Genomic DNA, 19,753 nt, shown 5'->3' with positions numbered 1-19,753 from the left:
TGCCTAGAATGGTCGGATGGTGCGAAGAAAACCGGGAACCCTGTTCCCCCTCGAGGTGCAAATCCTGGAAAGCGGGATCGCCCTTCAGCGCGAGAACGGTGACTTCTACGGGTTTGCCCTCGCTAAACGGATCTCCTCGGACAACGACAAGGCGCTTATGGCCGGACACGGCACGCTGTACAAGGCGCTGACTCGGATGGCGGAGGCGGGCTTGCTCGCGTCGTCGTGGGAAGACTCTGACATTGCCGAGGCCGAAAGCCGTCCCCGTCGTCGTCTGTACCAGGTGACAGGGGAAGGAGTTCGCGCATTGGATCGAGCACGAGCACTGATTGCCGCACCAGAAGCAACTAAAGGGGTTTCGCTCGCATGAGCACCCCTACTTCCCCAACTTCTTCCCCAACGCTCGACATCTCAGCCGCAGTCATGCGGTGGTGTGAGTTCTATACGCGTGAGCTTCCGTCCAACGTCGCGACGGAGCGCCAAGACGAGCTGGCCTCTGACCTGTACGAGCAGACGGTTTGGGCGCAGGACGCGGGGGTCGCCACGCAGCAGGTGCGCCGATCAATCCTCGCCCGCGCAGTCCGCGGGGTCCCGGCGGATTTGAGCTGGCGCCACGCGCAACGCCGCAATATTTCGCTCGCCAGCCGGACGGCGATCCGCGCACGCCAAGCGAATTCGGCGGTGGTGGTTGCGTCGGTTTCCGCCGCGTCACTCATCGTGTTGTGGGGCCTTTATGTGTTGACGCGGGTGATGACCACCGCCGCCCGAGGCGGGTTCAGCCCGTGGTCGAACACCACCGTGACTCTGGGCGTCGCGACGGCCCTGGCAGCCCTCGGGCTGGTGTTGATGGCGCGGAAGAAGACGCGCGCTCTGGGCACATTGTGGCTCATCGTGCCCACCGCGATTCTGATCCCCACCGGGCTATCCCTGCTGTATCCGATCAGCGCGACCGTCGGAGTGTTGTTCAACCAGCCCGAATGGGCGCCGGCGACACACCTTCTCACCGGCGGTCTTTCCCTGTTTCTTGTTGCTGCTTCCATCTGGAACTGGCCCTCCCGGCCCACCTCGGAGTCAGCTCCGGGCATTACGAAAATGGATTCTCTGTGATGAAGAAGAAGATTGCTGTCGGCGTCGCCTCCCTCGGCGTCATCTTTGTCGCGTCCTCTGCCGTCCTCTACGGCACCGGTGCAGCCCCCGTGTTCGCCGCCCTCGACGACGCCAACCTCGTCGATTCCACTTCCATCGTTCTGCCCACCCCGGCGCCCGCCGCGCCGCAGGTGGAAGTCCTGCCCCGTGATGCCGCAGCTACCGATGACCAGATAGTCGACACAGCGCCGGAAGCGCTTTCGTTCGAGGGCCTGAAAGCATCGATTCCGGCGCACTGGTCTGCGGATGAGGTTGCGAATGCGACAGTGTGGCTCGAACAGGCATCCATCATCAGCGAATGCTTGGCGGAGGTCGGGTACACCTACACGTTCACACCCTTCTGGCTTATTCAGCCGGGGACGCGACCCACAAGCTGGGAGTCAACGCTTCCGGAAGCCGAGCGCGCAGCCGCGAGCCTTGCTCTGTGGGGCAACACCGGTGGTGGTGCGAGCTACCGCTGGGAAGACGCCGGCTGCCACGGCTACGCGGTTCATGTCACCGGGATGGACAACGCGAATTGATCGGCCCTCCTGACTGCTCCGACGGTCAGAGGGCGCACAGGATCGTGGCGGCAGTAGCTGGCCAGACTAGAGTCGACTCCGGTGGCCGGGCGCCGCCGCTCGCTGCACTTGCCCACACCTAGACAGCAGGAGGAACTACATGACGAACGAAACAGACCCGACAGTGAACCAGGCCATTGACGGCGTATGGAACAGCCACCAGGGACTCGCGACAGACCAGGTGATCTCCGTGCTGCACGAGGCGGTCAAGGCCGTGGGTGGCCACCTCGAAGAAGACGAGTACACCCGCATCGGCGCCGCGATCGCGGACGGCACCTACAAGGGCTGAGCTTCGAGGCACAGCCACACTTCTCCTCCGCAGACCCCTCGCACCTCTTGGTGCGGGGGGTCTTCGTTTTCGGCTTCGCTGTCTTCGGCTTCCCTGTCTTAAGCCTCTGATCCAGGTCACCCCAAGAGCGTAATTTTCGACTGGTACGTGAGAAGCGCCGCAACCTTCTCAGCTGGCACAGCCAGCAGCCATTGCGCCGTGCCCCGCGAATCACGAACTGTCGCGTCAACACTGCACCAACACTGCATCAACACTAAGGAGAACCAGGTGGCGTCCACGCCCGCTGAAGACATCGTTCACAGTATCGGAGGGGCCAAGAACGTTGTGGCCCTCACCCACTGCGCCACCCGCCTGAGATTCCAGCTCAAGGACGCCGCCGGCGTCGACCAAGCCGCGGTAGAGGCGATCCCCGCAGTCATGGGCGCCGTTCCGCAGACCGGAGACCGCTTCCAGGTCGTCATCGGCGGCGCGGTTGAGACCGTCTACAACGACATCATGGCGCTGCCGTCGATGCAGAATCTCGGCACCGGCACGGGAGACTCCGTCGCCGACATGAAGGCCGCAGGTATGGCAAAGGGTCCGCGCGGCAAGTTCGCCTGGCTCGACACGTTCTTCGAGGTGCTGTCCGACTCCTTCCGCCCGATTCTCGGTGCGCTCCTCGGAGCGTCCCTCTTCATCACCTTCATGGCCCTGATGGCCACGCTGGGCGTCATTCCCGCCTGGAATGCCCCGGGCGTCGAGCTGTCGCCGACCTGGCAGTTCGTCAACCTCATGTGGAAAGGCGTGTTCGTCTTCCTGCCCCTGATGGTCGCCTACAACGCCACCAAGAAGCTCGGCGCCGACCCGTGGGTCGGGTTCGCCGTCATGGCTGTCGTTATGCTGCCCGCATTCACCTCGCTCGGACTCACCGCGGGCGCCGAGTCTGTCTTCGACGGCCACGCCACCATCGTGCAGGTCTTCGGGCTGCCCCTCACCGTCACCGACTACAGCTCGCAGGTCTTCCCGCCGCTGCTGATGGCCGGGGTGCTCGGAGCGCTGAATAAAGGCCTCAAGAAAATCATCCCCTCGAGCCTGCAGCTGATCTTCGTGCCGTTCTTCCTGATGCTCGTGATGATCCCGCTGACCGCATTCCTGATCGGACCCATCGGTGTCTACGCCGGTGCCGGACTCGGTGACTTCCTCAAGTCGATCAACGACTTCTCACCGTTCATCTTCGCGGTCGTTATCCCGCTGGCGTACCCCTTTATGGTTCCGCTCGGTCTGCACTGGCCGTTGAACGCGGTCATGCTGCTCAACATCAACTCCCTCGGATACGACTTCATCCAGGGCCCCATGGGCGCCTGGAACTTCGCCTGCTTCGGCGCAACCGCGGGTGTGCTGTTCCTCTCCATCCGCCAGCGTGACCTGCAGATGAAGCAGACCGCGACCGGTGCGCTCGCCGCGGGACTCCTCGGCGGCATCTCGGAGCCCTCGCTCTACGGCATCCACCTGCGCTTCAAGCGCATTTACCCGCCCATGCTCGTGGGTTGCCTCGTCGGCGGTCTCATCATCGGAATCGGCGGCGGCGTCACCACCAGCGCATTTGTGTTCTCCTCGCTGCTGACCATCCCGGCGTTCGACAACATCCCGCTGTATGCGATCGCGATCGCCGCGTCGTTCGCCACCGCCATGGTTCTTGTTGTCCTCCGCGGCTACCAGACGCCCGAACAAAAGGCTGCGGTTGCCGCCGAGGTTGCCACGCACGATGCTGCGCAGGCCGCAACGGCCGACGCCCTGTCGAATGAGGGTGCGGTGGATGCTGCGCCCGCAGCGCCGGCAAGCGCAACCTCACCGGAGACGACACCCGCCAGCGCGGCGCCCACCGCGACCGCGACAGCCACCGCGACGGCCACCCGGACGGCAAGCACCGCCACCCTGGCGGCGCCCAGCGCGGCCACCGTGGTGGAGACGCTCAGCTCGCCGCTCGCCGGCATCGTGATCCCGCTGGTCGACGTGCCCGACCCGGTGTTCAGCCAGGGCATCGTTGGCCTCGGCGTCGGAGTGGACCCCACCGGAGACACCGTTTACGCGCCCGCAGCGGGCACCGTCGTTGTCGCCCAGTCAACCGGCCACGCGTTCGGCCTGATGCTCGACAACGGAATCGAACTGCTCATACACGTCGGTATCGACACGGTGAACCTCGGCGGCACGGGCTTCGACGTGAAGGCATCCGTGGGCGACCGGGTTGAGGCCGGCACCCCCCTGGTGGTCTTCGACCGCGCGATTATCGAAGCTGCCGGCTACTCGCTGGTGACCCCGGTGCTTGTGACGAACCCGGCCCAGTACGGCTCCGTCGACCAGGCCGCATTCGGTGCCGTCGGTGTCGGGGAGCCGCTGATTACGCTCACCGCCAAGTAGGGCAGTTCCGCCGTGCGCACGGTGGGCAACTTCCCACCGTGCGCACAGTAGCGCTGCGTATTCTCCATCGCGGAGAAGCCGTACCCGCTGCTCCTTCCTAATCAGACAAGGCGGCGACCCGATGATGCAGTCCCACGATCGAAACGTTCTGGTGAAGGCGGTCGAGACCCTCGAGGACACCGAGGCGTTCGACTCCACAATTGCGAGCACTCGCGCCGCCGTCGGGCGGGTGCTCCACCCCGGACTGCTCCGCGATGTCTTGAACGGGCGTCCGCTCGGACACCCGGCGCACCCCATCGCCATCCTGGTTCCCACCGGCGCGTGGATTTCCTCCGCCGTGCTTGATTTTGTGCCGGGTCAGGAGAAAGCGTCGCGCACTCTGGTGGGTGTGGGGCTGCTCGCGGTGGCGCCGGCCGCATTCGCCGGCATCGCCGATTGGTCGCTTCTGAGCCAGAAGCAGCAGCGCGTCGGAATCGTGCACTGGGCTGCGAACCTCGCTTCGGTCGCTCTCTACACCGCGTCGTTGGTGCAGCGCCGCCGCGGAAAGCAGCTCAGCGGCAAGGTTCTCGGCATGGTCGGACTTTCTGTGGTGTCGGTGAGTGGCTACCTCGGCGGTCACCTTGCGTACCGCCAGGCCGCGAACGTGACATCGGGCGAGGCGCCTGCTGCGGTCGGGGGCACGCGCACTTCCGCTCACTAGGCACCGCAGCATCCGGCAACAGGCCAAGGGTGGGTACTGCGACCGGTATCCTGATCGACGAGAGTCGTCGACTTCCCTCCGAACTAAGGACTACGCCTGTGCCCGCACTCCCGCGCTTGATTGCGTTCGACCTCGACGACACCCTGGCCCCATCCAAGTCGCCCCTGGACCCGCGGATGGCGAAGCTGATCGCCGAGCTTCTCGAGCGTGTGCAGGTCTGTGTCATCTCCGGTGGCCAGTTTGGCCAGTTCAAGATGCAGGTCATCGACATGCTCCCCGAGCTGTCCGCCGACACCCTCGCACGCCTGCACCTCATGCCCACCTGCGGCACCCAGTACTACCGCTTCGAGAGCGACGAGTGGAACCAGGTCTACGCACAGAACCTGACCGACGACGAGAAGGCACGGGCGCTGTCGGCCGTCGAGACCACGGCCAGGGAACTCGGCTACTGGGAGAGCGAGACCTGGGGCCCGATCCTCGAAGATCGCGGCTCGCAGATCACCTTCTCCGCGCTCGGCCAGGCCGCTCCGGTGGCGTCGAAGACCCAGTGGGACCCGACCGGCGCGAAGAAAAACGCGCTGCGCACCGCCGTGCAGGCGCTGCTGCCCGACCTCGAGGTGCGCTCCGGCGGCTCCACCTCGGTCGACATCACCCGCCAGGGCATCGACAAGGCCTACGGGATGACCAAGCTCGCCGAGCTCACCGGGGTGTCGTTCGAGGAGACGCTCTTCATCGGTGACCGGCTCGACCCCGAGGGTAACGACTACCCGGTCAAGGCGCTCGGTGTACCCACGTACGCGGTCGAGGGCTGGGAAGACACCGCGGAGTACCTCGAGAACTGGCTCAAGCAGCAGGCATGAGCCTCATCAGGTTGCACGACGTAGAAGTTCGGTTCGAGAACGCGCAGATCCTGCGCGAAGCATTCTTTCGCCTCGAGGCGAAAGACCGGGTTGGACTGATCGGCAAAAACGGGTCGGGTAAAACGACGATCCTCAAACTGGTTCTCGACCAGGTATCGGCCGACAGCGGCACGGTCACGGTCGAGCCGGGACTCAAGATCGGATACTTTTCGCAGTTCTCCGAGCTGAACGGGTCCCAGACGATCCTGGAGGTGCTCGACGGTCTCTTCGTCGAGATCAAAGCTGTCGAGGCCGAGCTCGCCTCGATCGACGCAGCGATCGCGGCGGATTCGTCGGCGAGCGGCGCGCTTGACACCCTGATCTCCCGCCAGGCCGAGTTGTTCGAAGACATGGACCGCCTCGATGGCTGGGACTACGGCCGCCGGATCGACACCGCGCTCAGCACCCTCGGCTTCAACGAAGCTCACCGGGTCTGCGCCATCGACGAGCTGTCTGGTGGGTGGCGCAACCGCGCAGCGCTCGCGAAGATCGTGCTCGAAAGCCCCGACGTGCTGCTGCTCGACGAGCCCACCAACTTTCTCGACGTGGCCGGTGTGGAGTGGCTTGAGGCGTGGTTCCGGTCGTTCCAGGGCGCCGCCATGATCGTCTCGCACGATCGCAAGTTCCTCGATTCCGTGGTCACTCGCATCATCGAGGTGGAGAACTTTCACCTGCACGAGTACCCCGGCAACTTCGGTGAGTACGTGGTGCAGAAACAGTTTCGGCTGAAAACGCTCGAGGCCCAGTTTGTGCACGAGTCGGAGTTGCTCGCATTCGAGGCCGAGGGCATCGCCGACCGCCGCGAAGCCGCGAAGGCATCCAGTCGCGACCTGGGCAACCAGCTGGCGAAGATCAAAAAGAACCGCGCACCGCGCCCGGTCGACGAGATCATCACCGAGATCTACCGCGGCCTACACGTCAAGGATGTGCTCTGCCGGGTGGAGTCCCTCACTAAGGCCTACGGCGACAAGGCTCTGTTCACGGACCTCAGCTTTGAGATTCGCCGCGGCAACCGGATCGTGGTGCAGGGCTCAAACGGAAGTGGGAAAACGACGCTGCTCAAGGTGCTCACCGGCGAAGAAAGGGCCGATTTCGGTGAGGTTGCCTGGGCGCACGGCGCGCAGATCGTGTCGTACAACGACGTTCTCGAGCAGCTCGACCCCACCGACACCGTCAGCCACGCCGTCAACGCGATGCCCGACAGCCTCGCGTTGACTGCCACGCGCAAATCCGTGAACCGTTTTCTTGCGATGTTCCAGTTCTCCGAGGCCGACCTCAAGCAGAAGATCGGCAACCTGTCCGGCGGGCAGCGGGCGCGGGTGGCCATGGCGCAGTGCCTGCTTTCTGGCGCTTCGGTGCTGCTGCTCGACGAGCCCACCAACCACCTCGACATGTCCAGCACCCAGGTGATGGAACGTGCGCTCGTGCACTTTCCCGGCGCCGTCGTTGTGGTCAGCCACGATCGTTTCTTCAGCGACAAGATCGCCAACCGCCGTCTGGTGTTCGGCAGCGAAGGTGCGGAGCCCGGCGAGATCGAGATGCGCGCGGCGTAGGGGTACGTCGCGGGGGGATTCAGGCGACGGTCGGGTCGGGTCGGGTCGGCTCATCGCGTCGATCTGGCGAACAGAGCGGGCAGTTGTCTATCCGTCGCGTCGATCTGCCTCAGTGTCAGCGCGCCGAGAGGACAGTAGTCGATCCGTCGCGTCCGTCTGGCGCACCCAGAGGACAGCAATCGACCGTTTCCGGCATGAAAACGCTACGGGACTGGCCTCTGGATGGGCGGTGGCGTCGCCAACTGGCCGGTCGGCAGCGCGTCAGAGCGTCGGAGGAGGACGACATGAACCGAACTGGCTGCAACCGGTCTGAACAGGCCGAGGCGCGGCCTCAGCTCGAGTAGCTCTTGCGCGTGGGCGCGCCGTGGGAGCGGATGAAGTCGACGTGGATGTTCCAGGCCGCTGCGCGGAGCGATCGGAAATATCCCACCTGTCGCTCCGCCACCCCGGTGCCGTCGCAGCGGTCCGCGCGGTAACCGACCTCGCCCCCGCGCCGCACGAAGCGGATCTCGCCGTATGGATCGCCGAGCGTGTCGATGAGGTACCAGTGCCCGGGCTCGACCTCGCGGGCCGTCATGATGGGGTGCCAGTCCGCTGTCACTGCTGCTCAGCCACCCCTGCTTGCTCTCGTCGAAGTACCCGTCGAAGCAGCCGGCCCTGCAGATCAGATTCGCCGTGGATCGGATCTGAAAGTCATCCTAGGAGCAGCCCCCGACGACGTAAATACATCGCACCAGATTTGACCGCGAACGTCGTAGGAGATTGGTGCGGGGAGCATCATGAGGCGGATGTCGAGGCGGGGCGGATGTCGTGGCGGCTCAGTCGCTGGTGGCGGCGATCCGGTAGCCGCGCTTGATCACGGTCGCCACGATGCGTCCGTCGGGCAGTGCCTGGCGCAGCCGGCTCATCGCGACATCGACGGCGTGGTCGTCGAGCACCTCGGGAGCCGCAGCGGACAGTGCGCCGCGGTTCACGGTCGCGCCCTCCGCGGCGACGAGAGCGCGGAACAGCGCGAGTGAGACCGGGCTGAGAGTGGCCCGCACGCCGTTCACCACGACCACCCTGCCACGGAGTTCGACCTCGCCGAACTCGGTCGTCAGCCGCGCGATGCAGCTGTCCTCGAGGTGTTCGCAGAGCAGGCGGATAAGCGCCCCCATCCGAAACCGGTCGGGCACGATCGGCAGGATGCCCGCAGCGACGAGGGGGGCGGCGGTGACGGGGCCGACGGCGGCAGCCACCACTGATTCACGCAGGGCTTCCTGTAGCTCATCGAGTCGGCCCGCGGCATCCGCAGTGTTAAAAAGGGCCTCGACCGCCGGGGCACTCGTGAAGGTGACGGCGTCGATCATGCCGGAACAGATGGCCTCGACCAGGCGAAGTACGCGCGCCGAGTCCTCGTGGGCCGTCCACCGGTAGGGGGCAACGCTGAGCACGGTCGCGCCCGCCGCCTCCAGCCGGTGGAGCTGGTCGGGGTCGGTGAACCCGTGCAGCTGCACCGCGACGGTCAGCCCGGCGACATCTCCGCGCAGCACCAGGTCGACCAGCGAGGTGGTGGTTTCGCGCTCGCTCATGCCCTGGTCGTCGAGTGTGGCCGCCCGGATGGCCCCGCGCGCCTTGGGGCCGCGCACCAGGATTCGGGCGTTGGCGAGGGTTTCGGTCAGTTCGTCGCCGATTCCGGCAGCGTCGGCCGCCTCGAACCACCGACGGATGCCGTACGACGTGGTGGCCAGCAGCACGTCGGGATTGCCTGCGATGACGGCTCGCGTCTCGGCTTCGAGAATGCTGTCGTCGCTGACAGCGGTCATGCGAATCGTGGGCGCGTGCACGACGTCAGCGCCGCGCCGCTCGAATGCGGCGATCAGGTCTTCTGAACGACGGTCGGATGTCACGCCAATACGAAATCCGTCGAGCTGGTCGACCCGGAACCCGGGTGCGGCACCGTCAGGCGGGGTTTCTGTCATCAGCGGTTCTCCGGTTGCGGTCACGGGGCGAGGTCGGCGATCGTCCTTACAAGGTCGTGTGATTCGGCGTTGCGGCCATCATCCCACGCTGCGACCCGCACCACTTCACCGATGACGATTACCGCGGGAGAACGCGGGGCCACCGTCGCGAGCAGGGGAGTGACTCCGCCGACAGAGGTGACCGTGGTGCGCTGCGCGATGCTGTACCCCCGCTCGATGATTGCGAGCGGCATGTCCGTTGCCATCCCGTGGCGTTGCAGGCCCGCGGCGAGGTGGGGCAGCGTGTTCACGCCCATCAACACCACAATCGTGCCGCCGAGGCCCACGAGGTGGGCGAGCTCCTCCTCGGTGAAGGGTGTGTGTCCGGAGATTACGGTGAAGGCGCGGCTGACGTCGCGGTGAGTCACCGGAATCCCGGCGGCGGCGGGCACGGAGATGGCGCTGGTCACTCCGGGGACAACGGTCACGGGCACGCCCGCGCGGCGGCAGGCGAGCACCTCTTCGCCGCCGCGCCCGAAGACGAACGGGTCGCCGCCTTTGAGACGCACGACCCGGTTGCCGCGGAGCGCGTGGTCAACCATAAGGGACTCGATTTCGCCCTGGGGTACGGCGTGATGGCCGGGGGTCTTTCCCACGTCAATGAACTCGGCGCCCGGCGCCCACTGGGCCATCAGTTCCTGGGGAGCGAGACGGTCGAACAGCACCACATCCGCCTCGGCCAGGGCGCGGCGGCCGGCGACCGTCATCAGGTCGGTGTCGCCCGGTCCTCCTCCGACGAGCGTGACCTGACCCCGGGGGAGCTCCGGCGCACCCTGTTCGGTGACGAACCAGATCCGGAGGCGAGAGGCGTGCTCGGCGAGAACCTCGCGCAGTGCCTGGCGACCGTCGACCCAAACGACCAGGGCGGGAGGCGTGGCATCCGTTCCCGCCGCGACCCGACCGAGACGCGCGCACGCGTCCCCGGCGGAGACGAGGACGACCACCGCGCCGCCGGCACGATAGCGCGCGACGATGCGCCTGGCCGCGCGCGCTGTGCCCACCACGAGCGCGTGTCGGCCGGAGAGGTCGAGTGAAACGTCCATGGGTCAACGCCCCCTGACGGGAATGGAAGGTCCTGACAAGAGTACGGTGCCGTCGGTGCGTTCCGCGGGAAAGGCCGGACGCATCTGGCCGCGCTCGCTGACTTTGGCGATGCCGGGGTCAGGGGTGGTCGGCGCGTTCACAAAGGAACGGAACCGGCGAAGCCGCTCGGGGTCGGCCAGGGTGGCGGCCCATTCGTCCTCGTAGTTTCCGACGTGCAGGGCCATGGCGGCCTCAAGGTCTGCCGCGATTCCGAGCGAATCCTCGCAGACGACTTCGCGCACGTGCTCGAGCCCGCCGGGCAGCTCCTCCTGCCACCGGGCGGTGCGCTGCAGCCGCTCGGCGGTGCGCACGTAGTACATCAGGTAGCGGTCGATGTAGCTGATGAGGGTGGCGTCATCGAGGTCTCCCGCGAGCAGTTGCGCGTGCACCGGCTGGAAACCACCGTTGCCCCCGACGTAGAGGTTCCAGCCCGTCTCGGTGGCGACGACTCCGACGTCCTTGCCGCGGGCCTCCGCACACTCGCGGGCGCAGCCGGACACACCGAGTTTGAACTTGTGCGGTGACCGCAGTCCGCGGTAGCGCAGCTCCAGGCCCACGGCCATGGAGACCGCGTCCTGAACGCCGTAGCGGCACCAGGTCGACCCGACGCACGACTTCACCGTGCGCAGGCCCTTGCCGTAGGCCTGGCCGGACTCGAAGCCGGCGGCGACGAGGATCTCCCAGATCTCGGGCAGCTGTTCCAGTCGGGCACCGAACAGGTCGATGCGCTGGCCGCCGGTGATCTTCGTATAGAGGTCGAACTGCTCGGCAACCTCGGCGATGACCTTCAGCTTCGCCGGGGTGATCTCACCGCCGGGGATGCGTGGCACGACCGAGTAGGTGCCATCCTTCTGCATATTGGCGAGCGCTCGGTCGTTGGTGTCCTGCATCGGGCCGGTGCCGTCGTCCAGGATGTACTTGGTGGTCTGGGTGGCGATCACGTTCGCGATGACGGGCTTGCAGACGTCACAGCCGAGGCCGTGCCCGAAGCGTTCCATCACCTCGCCCGCGGAGGTGAGGCCGAGGATGCGCACCGATTCGAACAGCTCGCTGCGGCTGAGGGACACGTGCTCGCAGAGGGCCTTCGACACCTCGATGCCCGACTTGGCGAGCTCCGTGTCGAGGATCTTCTTGACCAGGGGCACGCAGGAACCGCACTGGGTTCCGGCGCGGGAGCAGGCCTTGAGCTCGCCGAGGTCGGTGCAGCCGGCCACCCCGTCGCTGCCGTGGATGGCTGCGCGCACGTCGCCGACGGACACGTTGTTGCACGAGCAGAGCTGCACGTCATCGGGCAGGTCGCCGCCGACCGGGGGCTCCGCACCCGCGGCAGCCAGGTAGGCGCCGGGCTCCGCGGGCAGCTCGCGGCCGAGGAGTGGTCGCAGCGAGCTGTAGGGGCTCGCGTCGCCGACGAACATGCCGCCGAGGAGGGTCTTCGCGTCGTCGCTGACGACCAGTTTTTGGTAGAGGCCACGCGCGGGGTCGGCGTACACCACCTCGAGCGAGTGTTCGGTTCGCGCCATCGCATCGCCGAAGGACGCGACCTCGACGCCGGAGAGTTTCAGCTTGGTGGCATCGTCCACCCCGGGGAACACCGCCGTTCCACCCCAGATGCGATCGGCCACCACCTCGGCCATGGCGTTCGCGGGGGCGACGAGCCCCACACACGACCCGTTGACGGAGGCGACCTCGCCGATGGCCCAGACGCGCGGGTCTGAGGTGGCGCAGATGTCGTTGATGACGATGCCGCCGCGGGGGGCGAGGTCGAGCCCGGCGTCACGGGCGAGTTCATCCCGTGCGGTGATTCCGATGGAGAATACGACGAGGTCCGCGTGGATCTGGGTGTCGTCGGTCAGGCTGACACCGGTCACGGCGCCGCTGGGGGCGAGGAGGATGCCGGTGGGCCGCACTCCAAGGTGGAGGGTGATTCCCTGGCCGTGGATGATGCGCCCGAGCGCTTGTCCCGCGCCCTGATCGAGCTGGGACGACATCAGCCAGCCTCCGGAGTGCACCACCGCGGCGCGCGCCCCGAGTTTGTGCAGTCCGCCGGCCGCCTCGAGTCCCAGCAGCCCGCCGCCGACCACCACGACGTTGGCGGGGCGACGACGCCGTGCGCCGATCTCCTCGACCTCCGCGACGAGCGCGGCAACGTCGGCGAGGGTGCGGTACACGTGACCGGCGGAAGCATTCTCGATCGGGGGAACCGTCGCGGAGGAACCGGTGGCGAGCACCAGTTCGTCGTAGGGGAGCGCGTCGCCCCCGGCGAGCTGAACCGTGCGCGCGTCGCGGTCGATCGCGGTGGCCAGCTCACCGGAGCGGTAGCTGAGTGACGGGTGCTCCCAGAACGCGTTCGCTCCGAGGGTGAGGTCAAGGTCGCTCTCCAGGCGCTTCGACAGTGACACCCGGTCATAGGGGAGGTGGGGCTCGTCCCCAACAACGACGATCTCCAGCTCGGGTTCGCCCGCGGTCAGGCGTGAGACGAGGGACTCGGTGACCCGGTGTGCGGCAGGACCGCCACCGATGACCACTACGCGGCGCCGGGCGGTCGGTGATGGTGGTGTCATGGCAGGCCTCCTGGTGAGTTGAATCGACCCTACGGGCGTGTCGTGACGGCCCCATTGCGCCCGTGTAACGGCGTGTGACCGGCGCCTCACGGTGCGAATCCGCGGCCGTGAGGACTTCGTTACGCGAGCGACGCGGTGGGCGTCGCCGCAGGAAACATGCGTTTCCTACAGTGTCGGCATGACCCTTACCGATCACGGCCTCCACGTGGCATCCGCCAGCTGGACGACCGTCTGCCGCCGCGAGCAGCTCGAACCGCTGTGGGGAGAAGCCGCGCTGATCGGCACCGAGCAGGTCGCCCTGTTCCTGATGCCCGATGGCCGCCTGTTTGCGGTGGCCAACGCGGATCCCGCCACCGGCGCGTTCGTTATGTCGCGCGGCATCGTCGGTTCCAAGGGGGACCGCCCGACTATCGCCTCTCCGCTGCACAAGGATGTCTTCGACCTCGCCACCGGCACCTGCTACACCAAGCCCGCGCTGCGCCTGCCGACCTGGCGGGTGCGCGAGCACAATGGCGAGGTGCAGGTCTCCCATCGGGCGGCACTGGTCGCCGCGTCCCACGGAACGAGCGATCCCGCGGGCCGTCGCGCCGTGGCGGCTCTCGTTGAAGCCGTGCGCCAGGCCCACCCCGACCTCACCGTGCTCGACTCTTTTGTGGATGTGCAGGAGCCCGACGTTCCGGGCACCATGGCGACGCTCGACGAGCGGACCCCGGCCACGATCGTGCCCCTGCTGCTCTCCGCCGGGTACCACGTGCACGTCGACCTCGCCGATGCCGCCCGCGACGCCGCCCCGCGCGAGGTTCACGTCACCGGCGCGCTCGGACCCGACATCCGCCTGGCTCAGGTGCTCGCCCGCCGCCTCGCCGAGGCGGGTCTTCGCGACGATGACCGGGTCGTACTCGCCGCCGCGGGATCCAGCAACGCCTCCGCGGTCGCCGACTGTCACACCGTGGGCGCGATGCTCGCCGAGCAGCTTGCCCGCGAGGTCACGGTGTCGTTCATCTCCGCTGCCGAGCCGCGGGTCGCCACTGCTGTCGCCGACGAGCGGCTCGCCCACCCGACCTCCCGCGTGGTCGTGGCGACGTACCTCCTGGCGCCGGGATACTTTGCGACCCTCGCGTCTCAAGCGGGGGCGGATGTCACGAGCCGCCCTCTCCTCGTCGACCCCCAGCTGCCCGAACCCCTGACAGGCGACGCTCTCCTGGTCGCCGCCGCAGCTCCTCCGCCCGAACTCGTCGACATCGTCACCGAGCTCTACGCCTCGGCTTCCTAGCCGCGCACGCACCACTCGCACGCACCTCTGCCACAGCTCTGCCGATTCCAGGAGACACCATGACTGAGACCATGCCCCACACCCTTCCCGAGACATCCCGCAGCACCCCGCCCCCGGCCCCGGGAAGCGTCTCCCCGACCGGGGTGAGCGCGCCCGGACTGACCTTCCGCCCGGGGAAGTGGATCGACGGCTGGAACCCCGAGGACAAAAACCAGTGGGAGAACGGCGGCGCGAAGATCGCCGCCCGCAACCTGCGCTGGTCGATCTTCGCGGAGTTCCTCGGGTTCGTCATCTGGCAGCTGTGGTCGATCGTTGTGGTGCAGCTCCCGGCGGCCGGGTTCACCTTCGAAACCGGCCAGATCTTCTGGCTGATCTCGATTCCCAGCCTGGTGGGGGCGACCCTGCGGTTTCCGTACACCTTTATGGTGCCGAAGTTCGGCGGCCGCAACTGGACCATCATTTCGGCGCTGCTGCTGCTGATCCCCGCGATCTCGCTGGCCGTCGCCGTGTCGAACCCGGAGACCCCGTTCGGCGTCATGCTGTTCATCGCGGCGCTCGCCGGGTTCGGTGGCGGCAACTTCGCGAGCTCGATGGCGAACATCACCTTCTTCTACCCGCAGAGCCAGAAGGGCTACGCGCTCGGCCTGAATGCCGCCGGCGGAAACCTCGGCGCCTCGATGGCGCAGCTCATCGTGCCGATCGCCATCACCATCGGTGCAGCAGCCACCCTCAACCTGCCGCTCGCCGGCTGGATCTGGGTGCCGCTGATCCTGGTCGCCGCGGTCGGGGCCTCACGTCGGATGGACAACCTGTCGAGCGCCAAGGCCGACTTCGCGGCGTCCATCGCTGCAGTCAAAGAGCCGCACCTGTGGATCATGGCGTTCCTCTACATCGGCACTTTCGGGTCGTTCATCGGCTTCGCCGGGGTGTTTCCGAAGCTCATCGCCGACCAGTTTCCGGACTTCTCCGCCTTCGGGGTCGGCTCGGCCACCCTGTCGCTCGCGTTCCTCGGATCGCTCGTCGGATCGCTTGCCCGCCCCTTCGGTGGCCGGCTCGCCGACCGCTTCGGCGGAGCCATCATCACCATGGCCGCGTTCGTGGTGATGGGCCTCGGGGCCCTGTCCGTGATCGTGACCCTGCCGCTCGGCAACTTCTGGCTCTTCCTGCTCTTCTTCCTCGTGCTGTTCACCGCGAGCGGCGTGGGCAACGGGTCGACCTACCGCATGATCCCGACGATCTTCTCGATGCGGGCCGGCACCAAGGACGCCCACAACAACTCCGGCGATGTCGGAACGCAGCGCAAAACCGCCGCGGCCCTCGGCCTCATCTCCGCCATCGGGGCGTACGGCGGATTCATCATCCCGCAGGTGCTCGGCTACTCGAAGACCGCGTTCGGCACCTACACCGCCGGGCTCGGCTGGTTCGTGATCGCGTACGCTGCGATGGTTCTCGTCACCGGGGTCGTCTACCTGCGTGGCGGCAAGAAGGCCGGCACCCGCATCTAGCCACACCGCGCCAGAGAGGAGGAGACACCATGTCGGCAGCACCCGCCGCGGCAGACACCCACTGCCCGTACTGCGCTCTGCAGTGCGCCATGAGCCTGACCGTTTCCCCCTCCGGCCCCACCCCGGTGACCGTCGCGGGTCGCGCCTTCCCGACGAACCGGGGCGGGCTGTGCAAAAAGGGGTGGACGAGTGCCGAGCTGCTCGGTTCAGCCGGTCGCGTGCTGCAGCCGCTGGTGCGCCGCCCGGACGGTGGGTTTGATGAGGCGTCGTGGGATGCTGCGCTCGACCTCATCGCGGACCGCCTCCGTGACAGTCGTGCCAGGTTCGGAGCGGACTCGGTCGGAGTCTTTGGCGGGGGAGGGCTGACCAACGAGAAGGCCTACCAGCTGGGCAAGTTCGCCCGCCTGGCGCTCGGGACCTCCCGCATCGACTACAACGGCCGCTTCTGCATGTCGTCCGCCGCCGCCGCAGGAAACCGGGCGTTCGGTGCCGACCGCGGCCTGCCGTTTCCCGTCGAAGACCTCGACGCCGCGACCACGATCCTGCTACTCGGATCAAACGTCGCCGCCACCATGCCGCCGTTTATCGCGCACCTCGCCGGGGCCCGGGCTGCTGGCGGGCTGATCGTGTGTGACCCGCGCCGTTCGTCGACGGCGCGGCTGACTGAAGACGGCGCCGGCATCCACCTTCAACCCGCCCCGGGAACCGACCTGATCCTGCTGCTCGGCCTCACCCACATCGTCATCACCGAGGGCCTCGCCGACATCGGCTACCTCGAAAGCCGCACCACCGGCTTCGACGCCGTTCGCCGCAGCGCCAACGTGTGGTGGCCCGAGCGGGTTCAGGCGGCGACGGGTGTTCCGGTGGCGCAGCTGCGCGCGGTCGCCCGGCGGCTGGCCGACGGTCGCGGCAGCTACATCCTCACCGGGCGTGGGGTGGAGCAACATGTCGACGGCACAGACACGGCGACCGCCGCGATCAACCTGGCGCTCGTGCTCGGTCTGGTGGGCACCGGACGCTCCGGGTACGGCACCCTCACCGGTCAGGGCAACGGCCAGGGCGGTCGCGAGCACGGCCAGAAATGCGACCAGCTGCCCGGGTACCGCAAGATCACCGATCCGTCGGCGCGCGCCCACGTCGCCGGAGTCTGGGGAGTGGATGCCGCCGTGATCCCCGGGCCCGGGGTGCCCGCGGTCGAACTGCTAGCCGAGCTGGGGCGTGCCGGCGGGGTGCGCTGCCTGCTCGTGCACGGCTCCAACGTGGTGGTGTCGGCCCCGGATGTCTCCGCCGTGCGCGCCGGGCTCGAAGCACTCGACCTGCTCGTCGTCTGCGACTTCTTCCTCTCGGAGACCGCGCTGCTCGCCGATGTGGTGTTGCCGGTGACCCAGTGGGCCGAGGAGGAGGGCACGATGACCTCGCTCGAGGGACGGGTGCTGCGCCGCCAGCGTGCGCTCGACGCTCCCGCCGGGGTGCGCAGCGAGCTGTGGATCATGGCCGAACTTGCGCGTCGTCTCGACGCACCCTCGACCTATTCGACCGTCCCGAGCGAGGTCTTCGACGAGCTTGCCCGCGCCTCAGCCGGGGGCATCGCCGACTACTCCGGCCTCAGCCACGCACTGCTCGACACCGGAGCCGCCGCATATTGGCCCTTCGCCGCGGGAACCCGCGGTACGCCCCGGCTGTTCCTCGACGGGTTCGCCTTCCCCGACCGGCGGGCGCGGCTGATCGCGGTCTACCCCCGCATAAACGCAGACGCGCCCGCCCAGGTCGGTGGCGTTCTCACTCTCATCACCGGACGCCTGCTCGAGCACTACCAGTCCGGTGCTCAGACCCGGCGGGTGCCCGAACTGATAAACGCGCGCCCCGAGGCCACCGTGCAGATCCACCCGGCCACGGCGGCGCGACTCGGCATCGTCGACGGCGACATCGCGTCGATCTCCAACGCGCGCGGCACGGTCGAGGCAATGGCCGAGGTCACGATCAACATCCGACACGACACCGTGTTCCTGCCGTTCCACTATGCCGGGTCGCAGTGCGCGAACCTGCTGACCGAGGCCGCGGTCGACCCCGTATCGGCCATGCCCGAGTTCAAGCGCACCGTCGTCACCGTCGCGGCCCTGCGCGCTGTGCCCGCGGTCGTCGCCGGTGCTGCCGCTGCTGCAGCCGGGACTGGCGCTGTGATCGAGGAGAGCGAATATGTCTAGGCCGACCCGCATCGTGCTCATCGGCTACGGGCCGGTGGGCGCGCGTTTTGTCGAAGGTCTCGTCGCACCGGTTCGCGCCGGCTCGATCGAGCTGACCGTGGTGGGCGCCGAAACCCACACCGCCTACAACCGGGTGCTCCTCGCCGACTACGCCGTGGGGCGAGCCGACCGGGCGAGACTCGACCTGACCGATACCGCCGCGGCGGTCGAGGCTGGCGTGCGCATCCGGCTCGGCGAATCCGCGGTCGCCATCGACCGGGACCGCCAGAGCGTGCGGCTCGACTCCTGCGACACCCTCCCGTACGACCGGTTGGTCTTCGCCACGGGCGCCCGCGCCAACCTGCCGTCGCTCGTCGGTTTGGAGGCCGCGCGCCGCGATCGCCGCTCCCGTCCCGGTGCGGCGGCGGCCCTCGACCGCGGACCCGAAGCGCTGCCGCACGGTGTGGTCGCCCTGCGCGATCTCGCCGACGCCGACACGGTGCTCGAGGCGGTCACGGCCGGGCGACGGATCGTGGTGCTTGGCGCCGGGGTGCTCGGCATGGAGATCGCGCTCGCGGCATCCGAACGTGGTGCCAGCGTGGTGGCGGTATTCCACGGGGACATTCCGATGGGGCGCCAACTGGACTCCGGCGGCGGCCGGGCACTGCGCCGCGCCGCGCACGACGCCGGGGTGACCATGGCGCCGCATTCGCGCGCGGAGAGCCTCCAGTTTCGTCACCGGGAGGACGGCGAGGAGCACTTCGACGCCCTCGTCTGCGCCGATGGCAAACTCATCGAGGGCGACCTGCTGTTGCTCTCCTGTGGCGTCGGTGCGCGCACCGAACTCGCCGAGCAGTCGGGCCTGCGTGCCACCAGCGGGATTTTGGTGGACGAGCAGCTACGCAGCTGGGACGATCCCGACATCTTCGCGATCGGCGACTGCGCCCACGTTGCGTCTCGCTCCACGGCACTTCCCGACGGGCGGGTGCCGGGTGGGCCCGCGGGCCTGATCGGTCCGGGGTGGCGCCAGGCCGACTGGCTGGCCAGCCGCCTCGCGGCGGAAGTCAGTCCCGCCGAGGTTGCCACGCTCAGCCCCGGTGACCGCCCGCTCGTGGTCATGCTCAAAGCGGAGGGTATCGATGTGGTCGCCGGGGGTAATGTCTCCGCTGACCCCTGGGACGAATCATCCGCTCTCGAGACAACGCTGTGGGCAGACCCCGCCCGCGGCACCTACGCAAAAATGGTGACCAGGGACGGCGTCCTGGAGGGGTTCGTCGCCGTCGGATTGCCCCGCGCCGGAGCGGAACTGACGCTGCTGTTCGAACGCGGCGGCGAGCTGCCCGAGGATCGCTCCACCCTGCTGCGCCTCGACGCGAGTGACGCGGGCGCGGCGGCGACCGCGGATTCCCACGCCCCGGACGCGACGGTGTGCTGGTGCAACGGCGTCAGCGTGCAACACATCCTCACCGCCGCCGAGGAGGGCGCGACCACCGTCGAGGAAGTCGGCGCGTGCACGCGGGCGGGTACCGGATGCGGCGGCTGCAAGGGCCGCATCGCCGAACTGCTCGCGCAGTCTGCGGCTCCCGTCGCCACGCGGTAGCTGC

16 protein-coding genes are annotated in these 19,753 nt (G+C 67.7%); 12 read left to right on the top strand and 4 right to left on the bottom strand.

The annotated features are described in order from the left end of the window. Positions 1-16: 16 nt before the first annotated feature. From B0I08_RS16450 to B0I08_RS16415, 8 genes are all read left to right on the top strand, one after another. Positions 17-370: a PadR family transcriptional regulator gene (locus B0I08_RS16450; protein WP_106214842.1), complete on the top strand. Its 354-nt coding sequence runs from the start codon at positions 17-19 to the stop codon at positions 368-370. Beyond that, entirely contained in the window at positions 367-1,107 is a 741-nt protein-coding gene (locus B0I08_RS16445) for a hypothetical protein (RefSeq protein ID WP_146134458.1), read from the top strand. Before B0I08_RS16450 ends, B0I08_RS16445 begins: the two co-directional genes overlap by 4 nt. After that, a complete protein-coding gene (locus B0I08_RS16440; RefSeq protein WP_106214839.1) occupies positions 1,107-1,667 on the top strand; it encodes a hypothetical protein in 561 nt (186 codons plus the stop codon). Before B0I08_RS16445 ends, B0I08_RS16440 begins: the two co-directional genes overlap by 1 nt. A 139-nt stretch (positions 1,668-1,806) precedes the next feature. Beyond that, positions 1,807-1,995, top strand: coding sequence for a hypothetical protein (locus B0I08_RS16435; RefSeq protein WP_106214837.1), 189 nt, complete (start codon positions 1,807-1,809; stop codon positions 1,993-1,995). A 267-nt stretch (positions 1,996-2,262) separates the two neighbouring features. Beyond that, complete coding sequence (locus B0I08_RS16430; RefSeq protein ID WP_106214835.1) at positions 2,263-4,392, top strand: glucose PTS transporter subunit IIA; 2,130 nt, start codon at positions 2,263-2,265, stop codon at positions 4,390-4,392. Between the two features lie 121 nt (positions 4,393-4,513). Continuing rightward, entirely contained in the window at positions 4,514-5,092 is a 579-nt protein-coding gene (locus B0I08_RS16425) for a DUF2231 domain-containing protein (protein WP_245884864.1), read from the top strand. A 98-nt stretch (positions 5,093-5,190) separates the two neighbouring features. Then, positions 5,191-5,952, top strand: a complete 762-nt coding sequence (locus B0I08_RS16420; RefSeq protein WP_106214833.1) for an HAD-IIB family hydrolase — start codon at positions 5,191-5,193, stop codon at positions 5,950-5,952. Further along, the gene (locus tag B0I08_RS16415) at positions 5,949-7,544 is read left to right on the top strand and encodes an ABC-F family ATP-binding cassette domain-containing protein (RefSeq protein WP_106214831.1); all 1,596 of its coding nucleotides are present in this window, start codon (positions 5,949-5,951) and stop codon (positions 7,542-7,544) included. Before B0I08_RS16420 ends, B0I08_RS16415 begins: the two co-directional genes overlap by 4 nt. A gap of 331 nt (positions 7,545-7,875) precedes the next feature. Here B0I08_RS16415 and B0I08_RS16410 read toward each other — a convergent pair whose 3' ends face one another. From B0I08_RS16410 to nirB, 4 genes are all read right to left on the bottom strand, one after another. Continuing rightward, positions 7,876-8,145: a hypothetical protein gene (locus B0I08_RS16410; RefSeq protein ID WP_106214829.1), complete on the bottom strand. Its 270-nt coding sequence runs from the start codon at positions 8,143-8,145 to the stop codon at positions 7,876-7,878. Between the two features lie 217 nt (positions 8,146-8,362). After that, positions 8,363-9,505, bottom strand: coding sequence for a uroporphyrinogen-III synthase (locus B0I08_RS16405; RefSeq protein ID WP_106214916.1), 1,143 nt, complete (start codon positions 9,503-9,505; stop codon positions 8,363-8,365). Positions 9,506-9,525: 20 nt separating this feature from the next. After that, a complete protein-coding gene (gene cobA / locus B0I08_RS16400; protein ID WP_106214827.1) occupies positions 9,526-10,587 on the bottom strand; it encodes a uroporphyrinogen-III C-methyltransferase in 1,062 nt (353 codons plus the stop codon). A gap of 3 nt (positions 10,588-10,590) precedes the next feature. Continuing rightward, positions 10,591-13,188, bottom strand: a complete 2,598-nt coding sequence (gene nirB, locus B0I08_RS16395; RefSeq protein ID WP_106214825.1) for a nitrite reductase large subunit NirB — start codon at positions 13,186-13,188, stop codon at positions 10,591-10,593. A gap of 178 nt (positions 13,189-13,366) precedes the next feature. Between nirB and nirD the strand changes: the two genes are divergently transcribed. Genes nirD through B0I08_RS16375 form a run of 4 tightly spaced genes read left to right on the top strand, consistent with a single transcriptional unit; the run spans position 13,367 to position 19,749 of the window. After that, positions 13,367-14,461 (top strand): nitrite reductase small subunit NirD, encoded by a 1,095-nt coding sequence (nirD, locus tag B0I08_RS16390; RefSeq protein WP_106214823.1) that lies wholly within the window; start codon positions 13,367-13,369, stop codon positions 14,459-14,461. 59 nt (positions 14,462-14,520) lie between these two features. Then, entirely contained in the window at positions 14,521-15,966 is a 1,446-nt protein-coding gene (locus B0I08_RS16385; RefSeq protein ID WP_106214821.1) for an MFS transporter, read from the top strand. 29 nt (positions 15,967-15,995) lie between these two features. Beyond that, positions 15,996-18,170, top strand: a complete 2,175-nt coding sequence (locus B0I08_RS16380) for a molybdopterin oxidoreductase family protein (RefSeq protein WP_106214819.1) — start codon at positions 15,996-15,998, stop codon at positions 18,168-18,170. Beyond that, positions 18,163-19,749, top strand: a complete 1,587-nt coding sequence (locus tag B0I08_RS16375; protein ID WP_106214817.1) for an FAD-dependent oxidoreductase — start codon at positions 18,163-18,165, stop codon at positions 19,747-19,749. Before B0I08_RS16380 ends, B0I08_RS16375 begins: the two co-directional genes overlap by 8 nt. The last annotated feature ends 4 nt before the right edge of the window (positions 19,750-19,753 follow it).

It is taken from the genome of Glaciihabitans tibetensis (genome assembly GCF_003003265.1).
Taxonomy (GTDB): domain Bacteria; phylum Actinomycetota; class Actinomycetes; order Actinomycetales; family Microbacteriaceae; genus Glaciihabitans; species Glaciihabitans tibetensis.
This window is presented reverse-complemented; position numbering and strand designations above follow the sequence as displayed.

Coding starts and splice junctions, on each gene's coding strand:
- B0I08_RS16450 (WP_106214842.1), top strand. CDS start 17: ATGGTGCGAAGAAAACCGGGAACCCTGTTCCCCCTCGAGGTGCAAATC.
- B0I08_RS16425 (WP_245884864.1), top strand. CDS start 4,514: ATGATGCAGTCCCACGATCGAAACGTTCTGGTGAAGGCGGTCGAGACC.
- B0I08_RS16405 (WP_106214916.1), bottom strand. CDS start 9,505: ATGACAGAAACCCCGCCTGACGGTGCCGCACCCGGGTTCCGGGTCGAC.
- B0I08_RS16435 (WP_106214837.1), top strand. CDS start 1,807: ATGACGAACGAAACAGACCCGACAGTGAACCAGGCCATTGACGGCGTA.
- B0I08_RS16385 (WP_106214821.1), top strand. CDS start 14,521: ATGACTGAGACCATGCCCCACACCCTTCCCGAGACATCCCGCAGCACC.
- nirD (WP_106214823.1), top strand. CDS start 13,367: ATGACCCTTACCGATCACGGCCTCCACGTGGCATCCGCCAGCTGGACG.
- B0I08_RS16440 (WP_106214839.1), top strand. CDS start 1,107: ATGAAGAAGAAGATTGCTGTCGGCGTCGCCTCCCTCGGCGTCATCTTT.
- cobA (WP_106214827.1), bottom strand. CDS start 10,587: ATGGACGTTTCACTCGACCTCTCCGGCCGACACGCGCTCGTGGTGGGC.
- nirB (WP_106214825.1), bottom strand. CDS start 13,188: ATGACACCACCATCACCGACCGCCCGGCGCCGCGTAGTGGTCATCGGT.
- B0I08_RS16445 (WP_146134458.1), top strand. CDS start 367: ATGAGCACCCCTACTTCCCCAACTTCTTCCCCAACGCTCGACATCTCA.
- B0I08_RS16375 (WP_106214817.1), top strand. CDS start 18,163: ATGTCTAGGCCGACCCGCATCGTGCTCATCGGCTACGGGCCGGTGGGC.
- B0I08_RS16415 (WP_106214831.1), top strand. CDS start 5,949: ATGAGCCTCATCAGGTTGCACGACGTAGAAGTTCGGTTCGAGAACGCG.
- B0I08_RS16380 (WP_106214819.1), top strand. CDS start 15,996: ATGTCGGCAGCACCCGCCGCGGCAGACACCCACTGCCCGTACTGCGCT.